At 55.6% G+C, this 19,523-nt stretch carries 19 protein-coding genes; 6 read left to right on the top strand and 13 right to left on the bottom strand.

Going from position 1 to position 19,523, the window contains the following annotated elements; genetic code table 11:
* Nucleotides 1–6: 6 nt before the first annotated feature.
* The 3 genes from DFP90_RS04855 to DFP90_RS04845 form a co-directional block, all read right to left on the bottom strand.
* The gene (locus DFP90_RS04855; protein WP_115935246.1) at nucleotides 7–3,309 is read right to left on the bottom strand and encodes a FecR domain-containing protein; all 3,303 of its coding nucleotides are present in this window, start codon (nucleotides 3,307–3,309) and stop codon (nucleotides 7–9) included.
* Between the two features lie 276 nt (nucleotides 3,310–3,585).
* Nucleotides 3,586–4,803 (bottom strand): TolC family outer membrane protein, encoded by a 1,218-nt coding sequence (locus DFP90_RS04850; RefSeq protein ID WP_181905192.1) that lies wholly within the window; start codon nucleotides 4,801–4,803, stop codon nucleotides 3,586–3,588.
* Nucleotides 4,804–5,072: 269 nt separating this feature from the next.
* Complete coding sequence (locus DFP90_RS04845; RefSeq protein WP_147300933.1) at nucleotides 5,073–6,212, bottom strand: hypothetical protein; 1,140 nt, start codon at nucleotides 6,210–6,212, stop codon at nucleotides 5,073–5,075.
* Between the two features lie 174 nt (nucleotides 6,213–6,386).
* On the opposite strand from DFP90_RS04845, the gene DFP90_RS04840 reads away from it, so the two are divergent.
* The gene (locus DFP90_RS04840) at nucleotides 6,387–7,151 is read left to right on the top strand and encodes a hypothetical protein (RefSeq protein WP_115935243.1); all 765 of its coding nucleotides are present in this window, start codon (nucleotides 6,387–6,389) and stop codon (nucleotides 7,149–7,151) included.
* 10 nt (nucleotides 7,152–7,161) lie between these two features.
* Here the strand turns inward: DFP90_RS04840 and DFP90_RS23330 are convergent, their stop codons facing one another.
* The 4 genes from DFP90_RS23330 to DFP90_RS04820 form a co-directional block, all read right to left on the bottom strand.
* Nucleotides 7,162–7,665: a methylated-DNA--[protein]-cysteine S-methyltransferase gene (locus DFP90_RS23330; protein ID WP_281269676.1), complete on the bottom strand. Its 504-nt coding sequence runs from the start codon at nucleotides 7,663–7,665 to the stop codon at nucleotides 7,162–7,164.
* 5 nt (nucleotides 7,666–7,670) lie between these two features.
* Complete coding sequence (locus DFP90_RS04830; RefSeq protein WP_115935241.1) at nucleotides 7,671–9,185, bottom strand: DNA-3-methyladenine glycosylase 2 family protein; 1,515 nt, start codon at nucleotides 9,183–9,185, stop codon at nucleotides 7,671–7,673.
* Between the two features lie 75 nt (nucleotides 9,186–9,260).
* Nucleotides 9,261–10,052, bottom strand: coding sequence for an inositol monophosphatase family protein (locus tag DFP90_RS04825; protein ID WP_115935240.1), 792 nt, complete (start codon nucleotides 10,050–10,052; stop codon nucleotides 9,261–9,263).
* Between the two features lie 34 nt (nucleotides 10,053–10,086).
* Nucleotides 10,087–10,842: a DeoR/GlpR family DNA-binding transcription regulator gene (locus DFP90_RS04820; protein ID WP_181905191.1), complete on the bottom strand. Its 756-nt coding sequence runs from the start codon at nucleotides 10,840–10,842 to the stop codon at nucleotides 10,087–10,089.
* A gap of 233 nt (nucleotides 10,843–11,075) precedes the next feature.
* Here DFP90_RS04820 and DFP90_RS04815 point away from each other — a divergent pair, with 233 nt between their 5' ends.
* The gene (locus tag DFP90_RS04815) at nucleotides 11,076–12,131 is read left to right on the top strand and encodes a GlxA family transcriptional regulator (RefSeq protein ID WP_115935238.1); all 1,056 of its coding nucleotides are present in this window, start codon (nucleotides 11,076–11,078) and stop codon (nucleotides 12,129–12,131) included.
* Between the two features lie 16 nt (nucleotides 12,132–12,147).
* Here DFP90_RS04815 and DFP90_RS04810 read toward each other — a convergent pair whose 3' ends face one another.
* Nucleotides 12,148–12,855, bottom strand: a complete 708-nt coding sequence (locus DFP90_RS04810) for an ArsR/SmtB family transcription factor (protein WP_115935237.1) — start codon at nucleotides 12,853–12,855, stop codon at nucleotides 12,148–12,150.
* Nucleotides 12,856–12,946: 91 nt separating this feature from the next.
* Between DFP90_RS04810 and DFP90_RS04805 the strand changes: the two genes are divergently transcribed.
* Together DFP90_RS04805 and DFP90_RS22785 are read left to right on the top strand one after the other, a co-directional pair.
* Complete coding sequence (locus tag DFP90_RS04805; protein WP_115935536.1) at nucleotides 12,947–13,294, top strand: antibiotic biosynthesis monooxygenase family protein; 348 nt, start codon at nucleotides 12,947–12,949, stop codon at nucleotides 13,292–13,294.
* A 434-nt stretch (nucleotides 13,295–13,728) separates the two neighbouring features.
* Nucleotides 13,729–13,905: a hypothetical protein gene (locus DFP90_RS22785; protein ID WP_181905190.1), complete on the top strand. Its 177-nt coding sequence runs from the start codon at nucleotides 13,729–13,731 to the stop codon at nucleotides 13,903–13,905.
* Nucleotides 13,906–13,928: 23 nt separating this feature from the next.
* Here DFP90_RS22785 and DFP90_RS04800 read toward each other — a convergent pair whose 3' ends face one another.
* The gene (locus DFP90_RS04800) at nucleotides 13,929–14,714 is read right to left on the bottom strand and encodes a class I SAM-dependent methyltransferase (RefSeq protein WP_115935236.1); all 786 of its coding nucleotides are present in this window, start codon (nucleotides 14,712–14,714) and stop codon (nucleotides 13,929–13,931) included.
* Nucleotides 14,715–14,851: 137 nt separating this feature from the next.
* Here DFP90_RS04800 and DFP90_RS04795 point away from each other — a divergent pair, with 137 nt between their 5' ends.
* A complete protein-coding gene (locus DFP90_RS04795) occupies nucleotides 14,852–15,421 on the top strand; it encodes a hypothetical protein (protein WP_115935235.1) in 570 nt (189 codons plus the stop codon).
* Nucleotides 15,422–15,658: 237 nt separating this feature from the next.
* On the opposite strand, the gene DFP90_RS04790 is transcribed toward DFP90_RS04795, so the two are convergent.
* A complete protein-coding gene (locus DFP90_RS04790) occupies nucleotides 15,659–16,504 on the bottom strand; it encodes a mechanosensitive ion channel family protein (protein ID WP_115935535.1) in 846 nt (281 codons plus the stop codon).
* 389 nt (nucleotides 16,505–16,893) lie between these two features.
* Here DFP90_RS04790 and DFP90_RS04785 point away from each other — a divergent pair, with 389 nt between their 5' ends.
* Nucleotides 16,894–17,766, top strand: coding sequence for a LysR family transcriptional regulator (locus DFP90_RS04785; protein WP_115935234.1), 873 nt, complete (start codon nucleotides 16,894–16,896; stop codon nucleotides 17,764–17,766).
* Nucleotides 17,767–17,770: 4 nt separating this feature from the next.
* Here the strand turns inward: DFP90_RS04785 and DFP90_RS04780 are convergent, their stop codons facing one another.
* From DFP90_RS04780 to DFP90_RS04775, 3 genes are all read right to left on the bottom strand, one after another.
* Nucleotides 17,771–18,052, bottom strand: a complete 282-nt coding sequence (locus tag DFP90_RS04780) for a hypothetical protein (RefSeq protein ID WP_115935233.1) — start codon at nucleotides 18,050–18,052, stop codon at nucleotides 17,771–17,773.
* 45 nt (nucleotides 18,053–18,097) lie between these two features.
* The gene (locus tag DFP90_RS22660) at nucleotides 18,098–18,343 is read right to left on the bottom strand and encodes a hypothetical protein (protein WP_147300931.1); all 246 of its coding nucleotides are present in this window, start codon (nucleotides 18,341–18,343) and stop codon (nucleotides 18,098–18,100) included.
* Between the two features lie 136 nt (nucleotides 18,344–18,479).
* Complete coding sequence (locus tag DFP90_RS04775; protein WP_245956964.1) at nucleotides 18,480–19,493, bottom strand: radical SAM protein; 1,014 nt, start codon at nucleotides 19,491–19,493, stop codon at nucleotides 18,480–18,482.
* Between the last annotated feature and the right edge of the window lie 30 nt (nucleotides 19,494–19,523).

Raw genomic sequence — 19,523 nt, 5'->3', positions numbered from 1 at the left:
CGGCAATCAGGTGGAAAAGCTGTTTTCGGTGAAACTGTCGGCGGTGATATTATCGAGCTCCGCGATCAGAGTGACCTCCCCGCTTTGGATGGTTGAATCGCCGGATGTATCATCGGCTTTGAATATGGCGGCCTTGCCGCCTGCATCATAGGCAACCACCAGGAAAGAATCGTTGGCGGTGGAGGTTTGCAGGCTGGATACTGCGGCGAGCAGATTGGCAGCGGTAAAGGAAGACAGGGTGCCGTTCTGAAATTCAATCACCGCCTCGCCGCTCGCCATGGTGACAGCGGGGGTCGAACTGATATCAACCGCCTGATAATGGGCGGCCGCTCCCAGATTGGCGGTGTTGGTGAAAGACCCGCTGTCAAAGGCCAGCTTGTCGGAAGTTGGATCGAAGTTTTTGATGGTTGCCCCGCCCAAATTACTGGCCCCGTCCAGGCGCAAGGTCTGGTTGCTGGCCGTGGTGCTGAAATTAAAACTGGCGATGGTGTTCAGGGTGACGCCGGCAAAATCCAGGCTGCCGCCCGTGGCCCCGCCGAAGGCGATCACGTCATCACCGCCGGTGCCTTTCAGCGTGATACCAGTGGTTCCGGCGGTCAGGTTGGTATTGTTGGTGAGGTTGAGCGCCCGGACGCCACCATTCAGGAGATCGATCTGGATTTCATTGATATTAAAGAAATCGGTGTTGTCGAAAGTGCCGCTGTCATTGAAATGGATTTTCTGGGTACCACCAGAGCTTCCGTAGATGATGGATAAACCGAAACTATTACTATTGCTCAGTTTTGCGGTAACGGAGGTGCTTAATGAAAGATCCAGCTTTTCAACACCAGTGATAGAGGATTGGCTGAAATCTACCGTGGTTACCGCGGCGGCGGTTTCGATCTTGTCCATCGTTGAATGCGTGCCGCCGTCATAGATCTCGGTGCCTGTGGCCTGGGTATCGGTGTCGATCTTGAAAATATCGTCACCATTGCCGCCATACAGGCGGTCATTGCCATCCCCGCCGGTGATGATGTCATTGCCATCCCCGCCATAGAGGTCGTCGCTGCCATTGCTGCCATCAATGCTGTCGTCGCCGAGGCCGCCGTAAATGATGTCACCTGCATTGGTACCGGTGATACTGTCATTGCCGCTGAGGCCAAAGACCAGGGCACCGACTATGGTGCCACCGCCAATGGTGGTGCCATTGGTTGTCTGGCCCAAGATCGTGCCGGTGGAAAGATTGATGGTGTCGGCGGTGCCGTTGTTGCCTGCTATCAACAGGCCAACACCATTGTCCGAGGTCACATCTGCCAATTGCACGGCGCTTGTCCCATCGCTGGCCAGCAGCTGTTCGATGGCGCTGGTGGTGATAGAGCCGCTGGCGCTGCCGGCAGCCAGGGTTCCCATGTCGATGCTCATGGCCGTGGTGGCCGAGGTGATGGTGGCGATCGCCGCCACATTTTCCAGGCCGAGCAAGGTCAGCTGGTCTATTCCGCCCTGCCCATTGAAAACATCAGTATCGCTCAGTGCCAGGCTAGTGCCTAGGGTCATGATGAAGTTATTGTTGCCGGCATCGCCTGTCTTGTTGTCGTTGCCAATGGTGCCGAAAATCTGACTGTCAAACTCTGTCACCGCATCTTCCGGCGGATTGTCTGGCGGCGGTGGTGGCGGCGGTGGCGGTGGCGGCGGTGGCGGGGGAGGCGGTGCTACGATGATATCAATTATCGTTTTCGTGATCGGGATGGTTTGGATCGTGTCTGTCACAGGCGGTGGCGGGGTATTGTTGAAGGAAGCTGGCGACGCATTGAAAGCTGCACTCAAGGCGGCTGATTGAACCTCGGCCAGGCTAGTGGCGCCATTGGCAACTGCCTGCTGGGCGGCCTGTGTGGCCGCGGCGCGAACCGCTTCGATCTCTTCCGGGCTGGCGCCATTGGCTTCGGCCTCGGCCACGGCCTGGTCAACGGCCTGCTGGATGAGCTCTTCTTCCGTAAGTTCGCCGTCGCTTGAAGTGCCTGGCTCTGCTTCTCCCTCGCCGTCGGCCGGAGGGGGCTGATCATTGCCGCCTTCACTTTCGGGCGTGTCGCCGGCATCGGCGAGTTGTTCTTCATTCTCCGCTTCGCCGTCTGCTTCCGTCGTGGTTTCAGGTGGCGGGGTTGGCGCGGGACCTTCTTGGCCTTCGGCGAGAGCTTCAGTCACTGGCAGGGGATCCCCTTCCTCCAGGCCGCCTTCAGTTCGCTCGCCTTCAATGGGGGCGTCTTCCAGGGCTGCCAGGTCCTCTTCGCCTTCGGGCGGACCATCCTCCAGACCCTCTTCAGCGGGACCTTCCGGCAAAGGTTCTTCCGGTAACGGTTCTTCTGGCAGTTCGCCTTCAGCAAGCGCCTCTTCATCTACAGGCTCGCCTTCCGGCGGGGCATCGCCTTCGGCCACGCCTTCTTCCGGCACCTCTTCTTCCGCTTCACCTTCGGGGCCAGCTGCCTCGCCACTTGCGTCTTCGTCGCCATCCTCATCCGCGTCGTCATCCGGATCGCTCGGCGGGGAGGGCGGGCGTGCGTTCAATGCCGCGCCATATTGGTTCTGGATCTGTATGTCGGACAAGGTGATAGGCGGGGGCGGGGCCTGGAAAGCACTGCTGACGATGGTGGTGGCGCCGGGGGTGCCCAAAAGCTGGCCACCGGCAGTGTTGGAAACGAAAACCTGTCCGACACCGCCATCCAAATCCGGCATGAGGGTGATGGTGTTTTGTGAACCTTCTGCCGCAGCCTGGCCGGCAACGGTGGTGCCGCGCACGCCAATGGTGGCGACCGGGGTGACCACGGTCATGGCATCATCGCCGGTCTTGGCGATTTTGCCGCTGACAAAGGAAAAGACGCCCTGGACCACCTCAAGATTCATTGATCCCGAATTGCTGGCCGGGTCATAGACCAGCTCATCAAGAACCATGCGCCCGTTATTGGTCAGGGACATGGTGGTATTGTCAAGAAAGACGATACCGACCGAACCGGGGCCGGTTTCAATCACATCGCCCTGGAATACGGGCGCCCCCGCCGACAGGGGCACCTTGCTGCCGTCGGCGCGGGTCGCGGTCACGGTGCCGATGATGGTTTCCACCTGTCCGATGCTGTCCCCGGAAACGGCGCCCCCGGCCTGGGCATATTGTCCGGGGGCCTGGGACCCGGCCAGTTGGCCCGCCAATTTTGCAGAAACAACCGCGCCATTCGGCGTGACGAGATCTATCGGGTCATTGAAATAATTGGTGAGCTGGGCCTTTTCGCCGCCTTTACCGCGTAAAATGAGATCCTGCCCGTCGCGGATGAAATCCGCACGCAACAGCCAGTCTCCGCCGGGAATGACAAGATGACCGGCCTGCTGGCTGATGGCATGGACAGAAGCCGCCTTTTCCGCGCTGCTGCCAAAAGGGCCGCCGGTTAAATCATGGATAAGCGGATTGCCGGCTTGATCGAAGGTCCGATAAGCGATGGTACGTTACTCCCCGAAATCACAATGCATCCATGCCCCATGCATTAACTATACCAGAGAATAGTTTAATCCTTGGTTACTGTTTCGGGCAATTATCAGTTTTACCAGCCGTCATTGTCCCGGTGTTTATTGGTTCAGTGCGGCATCGAGCGAAAGCTGACCCATGGCGTTGAGCAGGGAAAAACCGGCAATGGCAACGTCTGCTTCAGCCGATGCGGCGTCGCTGCTGGCGTTCAAGAGATTGGTTTCCGCCTGAGTCACTTCCAAAAGCGATCTTTGCCCCAGTTCGCGTTCGCGCCGGGCCTGATCCAAAAAAGCCTCTGCCAGTTCGGCCTGGCTGCGCAGCAATTCGGAATTGAGCCGTGCCACTTCCAACTGTGCCCAGGAATTGCGCACCTGTTCCTCGACCTGATCGCGGGCATCACGGAAACGCCGCAGGACGCTGGTATGATCCTGTTCGGCAGCTTTCAGGGTATTGATGGCGGTCAGCCCCAGATTGAACGGGAAATTGATCTCCACCTTGCCCAGGGCTTCACGCTTGAAACCGACCGTGCCGGAGACATTTTTTTTGTATTTCACATCGGCGACCACATCGATGGTAGGACGGAAACCGCTGGCTTCGGCATTCTTGCGCGTTTCATCGGCAATGTCGGCAGACAGTTGCGCGGCGGTCAATTGGGGATTGTTATCCAACGCGATGGCCACGGCATCTTCTACATTGGCCGGGATCAAATGCAGGGGCAGGGCGGGCCTGGACATGTCGGCTTCATTTTCAGGAAAACGTCCAAACACACCTTTGAAACTGTTACGTGCGACCTTCAATGTACCCTGGGCGGCAACCAGGCGGGCCTGGGCACCAGCCAGTTGTGTTTTGGCTTGCAGAACGTCGGATGAATAACCGCCGCCTTTCTGTACGCGGATATCTTCCAGCTCAGCTTGTTTTTTAATGTTGTTTTCCGCGCGCTCGGCATAACCGATGGCCTCTTTCGCACGGGCCACATTGGTGTAGGCGGTGAGGCCCCGCAACAGGAGTGTTTGCTCGGTGGATGTCAGTTGGGCTTCATATTGCCGTACTGTCAGTTTTGCGGCGTCGATTGTGGCGTCGGTTGCGCCGAAATCATACAGACGCTGGGTGATGGAGAAATCGGCTTCGGAGAAAGCGAGGCTGGTATTGTCATCTGCCGGTTTGGTCTGATACTCGTGGCCCCAGTTGCTGGTGGTTTCAAACTCCGGGTAATAGCCGCCGCGCGCCACTTGATAACGTTCCTGCGCAGCGCTCAAATCCGAACGTGCCGCTTCGATCAAATTATGGTTGCTCACCAAAGTCGGTAAAATAGCGCTCAAATCTTCCGCAGACCCTGCGGCAGGCAGCATCAGCCCGAGGCCGAAACAGGAAACCAAAAGCCGTCGCCGTAACGTGGACTGGTTTTTGGTTCTGGATGGATGAGCGTGTCGATCCGGGCGATAGTCACCAAAAATCACTTGGATACCAGCCTCCCTGTTTCATCAAGGTCCTTTGATCGGGACCAAACCCCATGGGTCAGTTAATCCGATTCTCGCTGCGCTGCCAACAAAGAAGGGAGAGAGCAGTCTTAATCTTATCGGAAAGGGGGCTATTCCAAGGCGGATGCGCCGCTATCCTGGGTTCTCGCCCGCAGGATGGCTTCACAGATTTTGAACAGACGTTGAAGCATTTCATAGTCCAGCCGCTTGCCGCCGCTGCGTTCATGATAGCGCTGCCAGGTGATGGCACATTGGGCAAGCACGCCGTTGCAGGCGCCGATTTTCCAATAAAACTGGCTGGCTTTCTTGAGAAAGCGCCGGAAATTGGTCGGGTCGTCTTTCTGGATGAAACGGCGATAGCTGGTTTCATAATTCCGGAAAACGCTGGTGTTGTTGTTGATGACATTCTGGATCCGTTCAATGATGGATTTGCGCATCATCTGGACGGTTTCTTTTTCACTGCGGCCCATGCGCAGATATTCAGATGGTAGGGAATCGTCTGAGACCAGCCAATCCATCATGCGGGCGATGTCGCTGCGGCTGTTGGCAAATTCATTGTAAAAGAAAGTAATGCCTTTCCAGGCCTCGAACACCATGGGGGCTTCGCTTTCCTTGATGCCGAAAGCCTGAATGAAAATCCGTGCGGTACTATTGGATGGGTTCCAGATGGCATCAACAAACTCCTGGGTTTTGGATGAGGTGCCAACCCCTTGTTCGACATTCAGCGCCTTGGCGATGATCGGTTCGACCTTATTGCCGATCAGATGCCGGATGGCGGCGGTTTCGTTTTCCGTGATCGAGATATAGTTTGGATTGATTGTGATGCTGGCCAGTTTGAAACTCTCATTGAGCAGGAATGGATCCAAGGACGGAATCTTTTGCAGCACATCCAGGGTCTTGCGGTCCGGCTGGGTGTCCTCGTTTTCCAGATCCAGGCCGACATGGCGTTTGAGATGTTCCGGCATCAACGGGTCATCCAGAAAGATGCCATAGCCGCCAAGCGGCATATCCTGGGCATCTTTAGGAATATAGATGGCGGTGCGCACGGCTTCCAGGCCGGTGGGGATATCCTTGTCGGTGAATATGTTATTCTGGGTGGTGTCGAAATTGGGATATTTGAAGATGACCGTCGCATTCATGGTCTCGTTACGGAACATCCTCTCGCCCGAATCCAGTTCTTTCGAGAGCTTGTTGATGTTCAGCGAAACGGTCGGGCTGGAATATAACACGGCTTCCAGGGAAGGTGTCATCGTGATTCCTTCTGCATCCGGGCCTCCCCCCAAATGTAGGATTTGGGTATGATGAATGATGGTTTTAAACATCAGGATTACCGAAAATTCCTAACAAACCGTGACCAATCCGGAATAAAGTCAGAAACGACAATGTCTTGGCGCGGTGATGAAGCATGAAGCGGACCGGCAAAAATGAGATTCAAAGCAACACGGATTGGTCGCGGTCTTTGGCTTTTTCTGGCCTGGTGCATTCTGGGCGTACCGGTAACTGCATCCGGTAATGAAATCGTCGGTTCGGAGGACTTGTCCGGCACCCTTCTGGTCCTGTTCGCACCGGATCCGGACCGGCATTACGATGTTTCCATCCTGCCTGCGGGTGAGGCTGCGGCGAAATTGCGGGCCGCCATGGAATTGATCCGGGGAAAGTCGGTCTTTGCGCGCTCAGAGATCGGGCGTCTGCAAAAAGGCGGACGGGTGTTTTTGATTTATGACCCGGATTACCCGAAGAAGGGCCAAGGGCTGGGGCAGGTAAAGGTTGCCGCCTTCTCAAAGGATTATCCGTTGCCGGATCAAAAGGCACCCGGCGGAGCCGCCTTCATGGCAGTGGTGGGGCGCCATGGGATCAAATGGCCATTGCCACAGTTATCAGCCATTTTGGTGCATGAACTGGTTGGACATGGGATCCAGCATCTGGAAGGCCGCTGGGCACCAAAACGCCTGCGGGACATGGAATGCGAGGCCTGGCTCTATGAAAGCCTGGCCTATCAATCTTTTGGCATCGACCGGATGTCAGGAGACATGATCCGCTTCCATAAGCAGCTTTCCCGTCAATGCGAGGGGTTTGTTGGCTATCTGCGCCAACATGACCGGGCGGGACTTGGTCAATGGGAAAAGCTGAACCGGAATGTGCCGGTCGTGCTCAAACATTTTCGGCGCTATGACAAATCCCGTCGGTGAACCCAGCCGTTCATACCAGCAAAGCCCCTTCATGCCTTAGCAGATATTCCTTGCGATCGAGCCCCCCCGCATAGCCGGTTAAAGTGCCATCCTTGCCAATCACCCGGTGGCAGGGAATGAAGATTGAGATGGGGTTGAGTGCGTTGGCCCGCGCCACCGCGCGCACTGCCGATGGATTGCCGATATGGTCAGCCAGTTCCGCATAGGACCAGGTTTCGCCCCGTGGGATTTCACATAGGGCGTTCCAAACGGTTTTCTGAAACTCAGTGCCTCCGGTTTTGCACTTCAAATCCATGAGACTGGACCAGTCGCCGTTGAAATAGGCGGCCAGGCGATCCCTCATTTTTGCGGCATTCTCTTTAGGTGTCAGCTGATATGCGCCATAGCGCCTTTTCAGCAAGGTTGCCATCCGCACATCGCCATTTTCGAAATCGAGATGGCAAAGCTGATCGCCCTCCGCCACGACAGAGAGTTTTCCGATCGGGGTTTCGACAATATCCACAGCCAGTTCCATGATCATCATCCTTCATCATTTTTATCAGTTTGGCCGGAGGTTCGGTTTTTCTTCAATTCTGGGCCGCCTGGATCGGCACTCCATAACAATTGCGCGGCATAGGCCCGCCAGGGGCGCCAGTTTTCGGCCATTGCCAGCAGATCTTTGGGGCAGATTCTCTCTTCGCCGTTGGGAATGGCGCGAATGAGGCCCAAATCGCTTTCCGGAAAGGCATCCGGCTCTTTCAGGGCGCGCAAGGCGATATATTGCGCGGTCCAGGGACCGATCCCCTTCAATTGGCAAAGCCTGTCGTGGATATCTGCCAAATCACCGGCTTCTTCCAGTTTCAGTTGGTCTTCGGCAAAGGCGCGGGCCAGGCCGTTAATCGTATCCGAACGCCGCTGGGTGAGCCCGATGCTGGTCAGGTCGGCTTTGGCCAGGATTTCCGGGCTCGGGAATGTGTGGGTGATGCCATGCCGGTCACCAATGTCGAGCGATGTGCCGAAATGGCTGACGATCCGTTTGGCGAATGTGGCGGCTGCGGCCACAGTGATCTGCTGGCCTAGAACTGCCCGCACGGATAGCTCGAACAAATCCCAGGCACCTGGGACGCGCAAACCCGGATAGGCTTTGATCAAGGGCGAGAGATGGGGGTCCTTGCCCAATTGGCTGGTGATTTCACCAATGTCGGTATCCAGATCAAACAGCCGACGGATCCGATCTATGGCCGGCCGCAAGAGGGTGATGTCCGGCAGGGAGAATTCGGCGATCAGTTGATGCCGTTGCGGGTCGTGCTTGACGGAAACCAGGCCGGTCTTTTCCTCCAGCTGGATCGCCCGGTGATAACGGCCATCGCTTACCGCCTCCAGGCCGGTGATGGCGCGGGCGGCAAGGAAACCGATGATCCGGTCCCAGTCATAGGGCGGCCGGTAGGAGAGTTTCAGGCTGATTGTCCCCTCATTGGCGGGAACCTCGGTCAATGTTTCACGACGCAGATCGCGGGGCGCGCGCTTATAGAGTTTGACAAAGGCATCATTGAACCGGCGGATGCTGCCAAAGCCTGCGGCAAAGGCGATCTCGGTCAGGGGCAGGTGGCTTTCAGTCACCAGCTTCTTGGCAAAAAGCAGTCGTCTGGTTTGGGCAACGGCCTTGGGCGATGCTCCCAGATGGTCCAGGAATAACCGGCGCAAATAGCGTTCGCCAATGCCCAGGCGGCTGGCCAGTTCTTCTACTCCGCCCTCGTCCAGGGCCCCTTCATTGATCAGCTTCAAGGCGCGGTTCACTGTGGTGGAAACCCCTTTCCAGGCCGGACTGCCGGGAGCGGTTTCCGGTCGGCAGCGCAGGCAAGGGCGATACCCGGCATTCATCGCCGCAGCGGCGGAAGGGTAAAAGACGCAATTGGCCCGTTTCGGCACCGTGGCGGGGCAGATGGTGCGGCAAAAAACACCGGTGGAGGTGACGGCGGTGAAGAACCGCCCGTCAAAACGGGCATCTTTGGTTTTGAGTGCCTGATAGCATATGTCTTGGTCAAGATTTGTCATAAGCCGGACTATATCAGCCCGGCCCGGACAAACTAGCCATTTTCGGACCTGCATGTTTCAGGCCCGGAATGAGAATTATTGGTGAATGATTTCCAGCGCTTTTTGATGCAGTTCCGCCGTGCTGCAGGCCAGGACATCGCCTTTGGAATCGGGGGCCAGAGGCTGGCCCTGCCAATCGGTGATGACGCCGCCGGCCCCTTCGATCACCGGGATCAGGGCGCAGAAATCATAAGGATGCAGACCGCGTTCAATGGCAATGTCGATATGCCCGGCGGCCAGTTGGCCATAGGTATAACAGTCATAACCAAAACGGGTGAGGCGACAATGATCGGTCATGGATTGATAAATATCGGGGCGGGCGGACAGCATCTTATCCGCTTCGCCGATAAAGCATGTCGCCTCCGCCAATTCGGTTATCGCGCTGGTTTTCAGTGGCCTGCTGTTCCATAAGCTGGGGCGGTTGACCTGGCCGATAAAGGTTTCGCCAAGCGCCGGCATATGGATCAAACCGATCGCGGGTTTTCCTTTCACCAGAACGGCAATCAGCATGCCGAACATCGGATTGCCCGAAATGAAGGATTTGGTGCCGTCGATGGGGTCGAGCACCCAAACGATGTCCCGGTCCAACCCTTCACAACCGTGTTCTTCACCAAAAATGCCGTGGTCCGGATACTGTTTCAGGATGATGTCACGCAGAACCTGTTCCGTTTCCCGGTCAGCCCGGGTGACGGGAGAATCATCCCCCTTGAAATCAATCTGCAGCGGATTTCGGAAATGGCTGAGGCTTACTTCGGCGGCGGTGTTGGCGGCCTTTTCAGCAAGATTGGCCAGTTCTTCCAAAGTCGGCAGGGTTAATGCGGTTTCCATGGCGTTTCCGGGTATCTGTAGGTTGTTGGGCAATTCAGGCAACGGTCAGGGCAAGCTGTGCCTGGGTCATGGCGCTGACAATCTCTTGTGGCGGTGTCCGGTCGGTGACCAGCATATCCACCTGATCCATCGGGCATAAATTCACCGGTGCCCGCCGACCATGCTTGCTCTGGTCCAGGCAGATCACCACATCGTCCGCCCGTTCGATCACCCCTGCATAAAGCTCGGCTTCGCAGAGATAATGGCAGGTGAAACCGTTCCGGGAATCGATGGCCCCGGCAGAGAGGATGGCATGGTGATAGTTGAATTTTTCCAGGAATGTTTTGGCTTCCAGGCCAAAGGCCCCGCCGTCATGGTCGCGCAGTTCGCCGCCAGCCATGAAGACACGGTTATTGTTGCGCGAAATCAGGATATTGGCGATGAAGGCGGAATTGGTGATGACCTGCAGGTCCTTGTGGTCTTTCAGCGCATGGGCGACCAGGGCGGTGGTGGAGCCGATATCCAGAAAGATGGTGTCACCATTGCTGATCATGGCGGCTGCTTTTGCGGCAATGCGTTCCTTGACCGCGCGATTGGCCATCAGGCGCTGCTGGAAGGCCGGTTCATGCATCACATCGGGCAGGGAAGCGCCGCCATGGTGGCGCAGCACCAGGCCGTTGGCCGACATGAGTTTCAAATCACGCCGCACGGTTTCTTCCGAAACATCCAGCTTCCCGGCCAGATCCGCGATACTGGCCGAACCGCATAGGCCCAATTCGTTCAAAATTGCGGCCTGTCTCTTCGGGGTCATTGCGCCCATACCCTTGTTCCCATGGATTTATATTCATTCCCAGCATGATGACGCTAATGATCAATCGGTCAAAAAACAACAAAAAACCACAATAAACCAAAATATTGTTGACAAAATCTTTATTTTTTGACCGAATTTGACTGTCGGTTGGGATTTTTGTTGGTGCTTGTAGTTTTGGAGTCGGTTTTCGGGATTGCAGCCACAAAGCGCCAAGCGAAGGAGATGTCTTGTCGATGCTGATGGAAAAACTATCGGATCAGGGGGGAGACGAAGAAACCGCCGCCCTGATTGGAGAGGCGCCCGTACTGCAGGTAGGGGGGGCAGAGCCGCGTGAATTGCGGTTTGTGTTCCTGTTGTTGCCCGGGTTTTCCAATTTTTCCCTGCAGGCACTGCGGGAACCCCTGCAGCAAGCCCAGGCTTATCGCGGGGTGTCGCGTGGCGCCAGCCGCCTGGTTTCGTTGGATGGCGAGCCGGTGAAATCCGGGGATGGGTCGATCTGCCTGGTGGATTGCGGGCCGGATGAAGTTGAAGATTTCGACTATCTGGTTTTGTGCGGCGGCGAACATGAGCCGGATATCATCCCGACAAAACTGGGTGTCTGGCTGCGCCAGGCCGCGAGCCGCGGCAAACATATCGGGGCGATTGAATCGGGCTGTGTTCTCTTGGCCCGGCTTGGCTATTTGAAAGGCTACCGGGCGACTGCCCATTGGCGTTTCATGAGCTCTTTGAGCGAGAAATTTCCCCATCTCCAGTTCGAGAGCAGCTTGTTTGAAATTGATCGTGACCGTTTCACCTGTTCCGGTGGCGTGGCCGGGCTGGATATGATGCTGGAATTGATCGCACAGGAAATGAGTGAGGATATCGCGACGCATTGCCTGAATTATTTCAATCAGGATCGGCATCGGGCCGGCAATGAGCCGCAGCGTGTGCCGGGCAGCCCCTGCACGACTGGCAATAATCTGAAATTGAAACGCGCAATGGCGATGATCCAGAATAATCTGGAGGAAGACCTTACCGCGGAAGAGCTGGCGAATATGGTCGGCAGTTCCCGAAGGCAACTGGAACGTTTGTTTCGACGGTTCCTCGGTAAATCTCCCATGGCCTACCGCCAGGAATTGCGCCTTTGGCGGGCGCGTGACCTGGTGATGGGCACAGGCATGACCATAACGGAAGTCGCCTTCGCCAGCGGGTTCTCATCAAACTCGCATTTCTCCGCCCGCTTCAAGATGCAGTTTGGCATGAGCCCGCGCGAGGCCCGTATGACACGGGAAAATTACGAAGCGGCATAGAAACCGCCGCATCGGATCAGACGTTCGCGGCCAGCAGATCTGCCGGGATGCCAAATTCCTCGCGCAGGGCCTGATAGCCGGGCGGGGTAATCTGAATGGTGCGGCTGTTTTTCCGGCGATTGAGCCAGCCTTTTTCCAAAAAACGGTCCAAGATGGCTGCCCCCAAGGCACCGCCCAGATGAGGCCGACGTTCACTCCAATCCAGGCATGGGCGTGTGACGGCACGTTTGCCCGTTTTCAATTGCGGGATATCAATGCCTATCTGTTCGAAATAGCGGCTGCCCGCTTCGGTAATCGCCAGGCCGTGATCCTGATCACGGATCAGGCCACGTTCGATCAACGCGTCGGTTAGGGCGACCCCAACACATCCGGCAAGATGATCATAGCATGTTCTGGCATGCCGCATCGCCTGGTCTTTCGGGCCGGTATGGCGCTTGCGCGGGTTTGTTTGGCTGGACAGGACCATCAGGGCCTCCAGAGCATCTGCCACATCCTGGCCCGACAGGCGGAAATAACGATGCCGGCCTTGTTTTTCCAGGGAGAGCAGTCCGGCTGTCTGCATTTTGCCCAGATGGCTGCTGGCGGTTTGTGGCGTGACCCCGGCAATCAGGGAAAGCTCTGTTGCGGTCAGGGCGCGCCCGTCCATCAGGGCGGAAAGCATATTGGCCCGGGCGGGATCACCGATCAAACTGGCGATTTCAGCAATATAAGGTCCTTCGATCATGGTTCGATGTTAGTCGAACTGTTGTGGGGTGACAAGATTACCTCTCTGGGGGCATTCTAATGATCAGAAAAAAAAGAAGAGGATGATGCTGATGATTGCCGTGATTTTTGAGGTCTGGCCGGCTGAAGGCCGCGGGGCCGAATATCTGGATTTGGCTGCGGGGTTGAAACCGGTTCTGGAAACCATGGATGGATTTATTTCGATCGAGCGTTTTGAAAGCCTGGCGGAGCCGGGCAAGCTTTTGTCACTGTCCTTTTGGCGCGATGAGGCGGCCGTTGCCGCCTGGCGTCGTCAGGCAGATCATCGGGAAACCCAGGGAAAGGGGCGGCAGGGCGTTTTCCGCGATTACCGGCTTCGGGTTGCGGCCGTCATGCGGGATTATGGTTTGAACGAACGGGACCAGGCGCCGGAGGATTCCCGCAGGGCACATGCCGGCTGAAAATAGATCGCCTGCTTTCGGTTTGTTGCCAAACTGCAACGCTGGACGGATTTGCCGCAAAAGCGCAATTTCGGTCATTGTCGCTTGATGCTCTGTTCGGTATACCAAATGCCTGAACCTAATCACTCACCTAAAAAACAGAGGAGGACACCCAAGATGACCCATCATATCGCACGCCGTCCGTGGGCCATGGTATCTCCCCTGGGTGAGGCTGATGATCGACCGGTTCTGCGCTGTCACTAAGGCAGTATTCCGGCTCTAAGCCAATTTCACCAAAATCAGGAAGATACCCGGCTGAGGTTTGATCTCGGGCTGTTTCGTTTTATGCGCTGCAGCTGAGCTTTTTTCCTCGCCCGGCCCTATCGCTCCGGTTGCTTTGCGGCATCCGGCATTCCTTCACCTTCTCAATAATTTCATCAACAGGAGTCAGGCAAATGCTGCTCGAAATCTTTCGTCGTCTCGTGAATTATCTCTTTTATCGTACAGGCCGGGTCCATTGGTATGAGCTCAATGACCGTCTGCTCAAGGATATCGGTTATGAACCGGGTACCAGACTGCCCACCCGGGATCATTACTTAAGACGGGAACATTGGACGGATTTTTATCTGTAAGGGGGGCGTCGCTCCGGGCAAAGTCAGGCCGACCGGAGCGGCGCTTCGCCGATCAAGGCCCATAAGCGATGCGGCACCATTAAGGGATCTTCGGGAAAATACTTTTCGAGCATCTCCTGGTGGGCCGTGTCGAAGGCCTGAACCTGGTCTGGCGCCAGGCTGGCAGAAATGCCGGCGCTGGCCCGGATCCGTCCGCGCCAGGCGTCATGGCTGTAGGCGACCGGCATTTCCAGGGAAAAGCTTTCCAGATTGCGGAAGCCAGCATTGCCGAGATCCTTAAACCATTGCGGATAAACACCGCTGCCGCCGCCCATATGCCAGGCGGGGTTATGCTGCAGGATCAACTCCTCGGTTTTGGCGACCAGATTGCCATCCAGCGGCAGCCAGTCGAAATGGGTGATCAGGATCTTGCCGCCCGGTTTCAGAAGCCTTTCGATCTCCCGGCAGGCCCGACCCGCGTCAAACCAGTGCCAGCACTGTCCGGCGGCGACCACATCGAATTGCTTGTTTTCTCTCAGTCCGGTGCATTCTGATTGTCCAACCGTATAGTCGATTGTGACACCGGCTTCTTGATCGAGAAGCCGTGCCTGGTCCAGCAATTCCGGTGCGGGATCAATGGCGCTCACCCGGCATCCCTGCAGAGCAAAAAGCCTGGCCAGGGTGCCGGTGCCGGTGCCGATATCCAGGATAGTCTGATTAGCGATACCAATGTTAAAGGGACGCAGGCGGTCCATCAGAACTGGGGGAAAGCCAGCACGATGCGTTGCATAATCCTGCGCGGTTTTTCCGAAGTTGATTTCTGCTAACATTCTGACTTCCCCATTTTTATTTTGATTGTGCAATGCAGCATATGCGCTGGTCTCCCGGTCGTCAAATCACCAACGGATGGATTGAAATGCGAAAATCGGGCTATACTGTTACCGCTTCGGGCAGGGAGGGCCGCTTGATGGAAAGCTACGATTACCCGGAATATTACGAACATCCGGTATTGCATGATGCGGCTGTGATGAACCTGATTTTGAAGGCTTCGGCCTGCGGAGCCGTCACAAAGCGAGACTGCATCCAACAGCTATGTTGCAAGATCAACGCTGTGGATGGCATCACCTGCCGGGAAAGCCGGGAGCCGTTGCAGATGACGTTCATTGCGGAAAAGGTCCGGCTGGCAAAACGGTATCTTACCGTTGCCGGGTTGGTCGCCGATTTAGCGGAAGGGACCTTCCGGCTCACCGTGCGCGGCCGGGAGATGTTGGACCGGTATCCAACGGGTCTGGATCAATCGATCCTGGCGGTTTGCCCGGAATTTATCAACTATATCCATTCCCTGGGCAAACCGGCTGGCAGTGGTGACATGAAGGATCGGTATGCTGCGGGTTATAGGGCGTTCGGCGAGGGGCTTGATTATACGGAAAATCCCCATCGTGCGGACAGCATGGCCTTTGGTTCCTGGTCGGATGGTTGGCGGGAGGCCTTCGACGAGACCCTTGAACATAAACAGAGTTTTCCATCAGGCGGTTAACCAAATTTTATCGGATGATCAGGCAAAATGCAGGCGGTTGTTTCCTCAATCCCCGAGGAACGAAGAGTATCAGGAGCCTTCATGCCTGCGGATTCGACATTCTGTCCCAATTGTGGGGCAATCAGTGATTACAAGATCAACATGATTAACGGGCGTCAGGTGCTGCAATGCCGTGATTGCACAAAACGCTTTATTGCCGAAGTGCGTCAGCGAGAGTTTACCGGCCGGAATCGCTAGTCAGCGCCCTTCCTGATCCGCGCTTAAAGACGCGGCCTCCAAAGCGAGGCCGGGGACACTCAATAAGTTTATGTCCTGAGATTGAAGTGACGCCATCAATTCTTCATTCACCTTATAGCGGGTTTGGTAATATCGCTTAGAGGCCACCCAATAGCGCAATCCCAGTATGGTGCCGCCATAGGTAAAATCATGGACACCGATCTGCGGGGCGGGGTCACCGGCAATATCCGGATGATCGGCAAGGCATGCCCGCAAAATAGTGATGGCCTGTTCCATGTCGGTCGTTTGGGCGACGGGTATGCGGGTTTCCACGATCCGGTAATCATGGGAATTGACGATCACTTCACCAACGATCTGTTTGTTCGGAATGGTGATTTTTTCACCATCTTCACCGACCAGAACCGTATGGGCCAGGGTTACCTCCTCGACCACGCCGCTTACATCGTTGACAGTGATGGTATTGCCGACGATGAACGGGCGGCTCAGGATTATGGACAGACCTGCGCCATAATTGGAAAGGGGACCTTGGATTGCCAAGGTAAGACCGAAAGCAGATGCCCCTGCCAGGGCGATCAGAGGCGCGATATCGATCCCAAAATTACTCAAGGTGATGATCGCGACAAAACCGATCAGGACCAGTTTGACCAGATTGCCGATAAATTTGGCAAGTGTTTCATCCAGTTTCTTACGGGTGCATAGGGCGAAAACTTTCCGCCCGAGCCAGCCGGCGACCTTCAGCCCGATGAACAGAAAAATGAGAGCGCCCAAAATCTGGAAACCATAAGCGATTACAAATTCAATCAGCTTGTCCATCAATTTCTGGATGGTTTCGATATCGACGTCCATATCCACGGCGGCAACCCCTTGTTTTTCGGCGATCTTACCCGGTCCAACCCTAGACCAGCAGAAAGGGAGAGGCAATGATTCCCGCCGGTGGGGCCAATGAGTTTCAACAGCGGGGCATCCCGTTATATTTTGACCATGCCTCTTTCTCCATACCAGGAATCTCTCTGCCTGATACGGCACCAACAGGCGCAGCCATATCGTCGCGAAGATGAGAGGATAAGGATCGCTCCGGCTGAAAGAGGTTTTTAAGCATCCTGATGAACCAATGCCTGATCATAGTAGTTTCCTCGACATAAGGGATGTATTGCGTTGGCGACATTTGACAGGGATTGAGTTGGAAATAAAATTACCTATATCTGTGGATATCTATTCAAAATTTTAGGAACTAAATGGACTGGAATGACGCCAAGGTTTTTTCCGTGGTGGCAAGTTGCGGATCCCTCTCTGCGGCGGCACGTCAATTGGGAATGAGCCAGCCAACGGTTGGTCGACATGTGGAAGCCTTGGAAAGGGCATTGGACAGCCGCCTGTTTGACCGCGGGCCCCGTGGATACAGCCTGACCGAACAGGGACGCGAATTACTGCCCCATATTTATAATATGGAGCGCGCGGCACTGGCAGTCATGGATCATGGGGGGAATAGTGAAAACCAGATACATGGTTTAGTCCGGTTGGCGGTTCCCCAGGTGACCAGCAGCTATCTGACCCGGTTTCTGCACGATATGCTGGCGGAACTTCCGGGCATTGAAATTGAGTTGGAGGCCAAGAATGATTTCGTGAATATGGCCCGTCGTGAAGCTGATATTGCCTTGCGGACGGAAATGCCGCAGAGCGGGGATCTGCGGGTCAAGCATGCCTACAGTGTCGAGATCGGTATTTTCGGCAGCCCGGAATATGTGGCGGCCCATCCGGAAGCTCGGTCCGAGGAACGGTTCACCAAATGCGAATGGGTGGCGCTGCAGCGGGATGTGTCCGCACGGTCCGTGGATTGGCTGACCCGGAAAATGGATGGACGTCGACCCCGGATCCGTTGTGCGACTGCCGCCCATGTCCACAGCGCGGCGGAACATGGTGCGGGATTGTGCATGGGCACCATCGCCTATTTGAAAGACAACCCTAGGCTTGAACTGGTCAGTCCACCGGTATCGGAATTACGGTATGACTATTGGCTGGTATCCCATGCGGAATTGCTGAACCGGCAAAAACGGGTCCGGGCGGTTTGGGATTGGCTGGACGCTCTTTTTGAACGGGAGCTGCGGTGAAAAATCACATGGAAGCCAGCTTGCCGCCGAAATAGCTCAGCGCAAACACACCAATCACCAGCAACAGGACCAAAACAATCATATTGGCCAACACTGCGGAGGAACCGCGTTTTTTCTTTTTCTTACCGGGCTGGCCACCAGCTTCCAGAGCTTTCATCTCTTCTTGAAGTCCGCGCATGTTTTTCTTGAGTTCGCCTGCCATGCCCTTCTTTTCCGGCGGCAGTGAATTCAATACGGTTTTCAGGCGCTGGAACTCGGTCTGTATTTCTTGGGGCGTTCTGGCCAAAAAATCACGTCCTTCCGGTGGCTTTTAATTGCCGGTAAGAATGAATCAAATAAGAACCAAATTGCTGATACAGGCTACAGCTATGATTCCAATAAATAAAATAAGGATACTCGCAATTGTTGGAAAAAGCCATGCCCGATATGGACCAGGCTGAAAACCGGCGGGGAAACCGTCGTCAGTTTGCTGGATTGCCATCGGGTGATTGTGCTTTGTTGCTGTGTCATCAGATAGCTGATCAGCAAATGAAACCGTGCCATCTTCTGCGATGGCCCTGCTTGAGATGTCTGACAAGACGATCTCTCCCCATTACTGTCTAAACCCATTTGTTATTGCGGCGGGACTCAGAGAGCCCAGCCTGTTTTCATTCAGGATAGATAGATCGCAAATAAAAGGGAAGAGGTAATTAGATACCGCGTATTTTTTTATTTCAGGTACTGCGCAGGAACCAGGGCCGCAATTGCTGTTCTCCGGCCTGGGCAGCCTTGATCTGGTCCAATAGCTTTTCCCGATCTTTGGGCAGGTTACCGGCAAGCGCCAGGGCGTTGGAGGCATGATTGGACCGGTAGATGACTGGTGAGGGCGGTTTGAGCCCTTGAATGAGCCTTTCCTGTTCTCGCAATATGGCATGGTCATCCTGAAACTCGAACGGGTCTTCGAATTTTTCCAGGAAGCCTGGATAGGCGGCGCGGTCCAGATGCAGTTGCAGAGTGGAGAGATAGTTCACCGGTGCTTCGTTCAGGAGTGCGATGGTTCCGTCAATATGGTCCTGCCACAAGGTTTTTCCGCCCAGCCCCAAAATCACGGTAGCGGAGACTTTGACCCCAGCATTGCGGGCTTTTTGCAATCCCTTGATCATGCCTTTTGGGCTGGCCCCCTTGGTGATCCGTTTCAGGATGTCCGGAGAGCCGGATTCAATGCCGAAATAGACCAGCGAGAGCTTCTGCGCGATCAGTTCCGCCATTTCGGTTGTCGATTTCCGCAGCAGGGACATGGGGGTGGCATAGGCGGATACCCGGGTCAGGTTGGGAAAGCTGTGGCCCAGTTTCTCGAGGATTCGTTGCAGATGGTCCGTCTCCAGGATATAGGCGTCACCATCGGCGAGAAAGACCCGGGAGGCGTCAGGCCAGGCCTGTGCCGCGCGGTCGATATCGTCAAAAACCAGGTCCAGGGGGCGGGCCTGATAGGTTTTTGAATGATACATCGAACAAAAGCTGCATTGATTGAAGGAACAGCCGAGGGTTGCCTGGATAATCAGGTTGCGGCCTTCGGAAGGCGGGCGGTAAAGCGGTTCGTCATAATCAAGCATGGCCCCTCCATACCCAATGCGCGCCTTGCTGTCATCCAGATTTCTGCGTCGATATCTGGCCGGGCAAGGCTTGCCGGAGCGCAGAATCACCGGGTAAAACAGAGACTGTTCGCGGGCGGTCTTACTGCACCGCAATCTACCTCCCGCACCGTAATCCACAGGGGA

The sequence above is a fragment of the Aestuariispira insulae genome, from assembly GCF_003385955.1.
Classification (GTDB): domain Bacteria; phylum Pseudomonadota; class Alphaproteobacteria; order UBA8366; family Aestuariispiraceae; genus Aestuariispira; species Aestuariispira insulae.
This window is presented reverse-complemented; position numbering and strand designations above follow the sequence as displayed.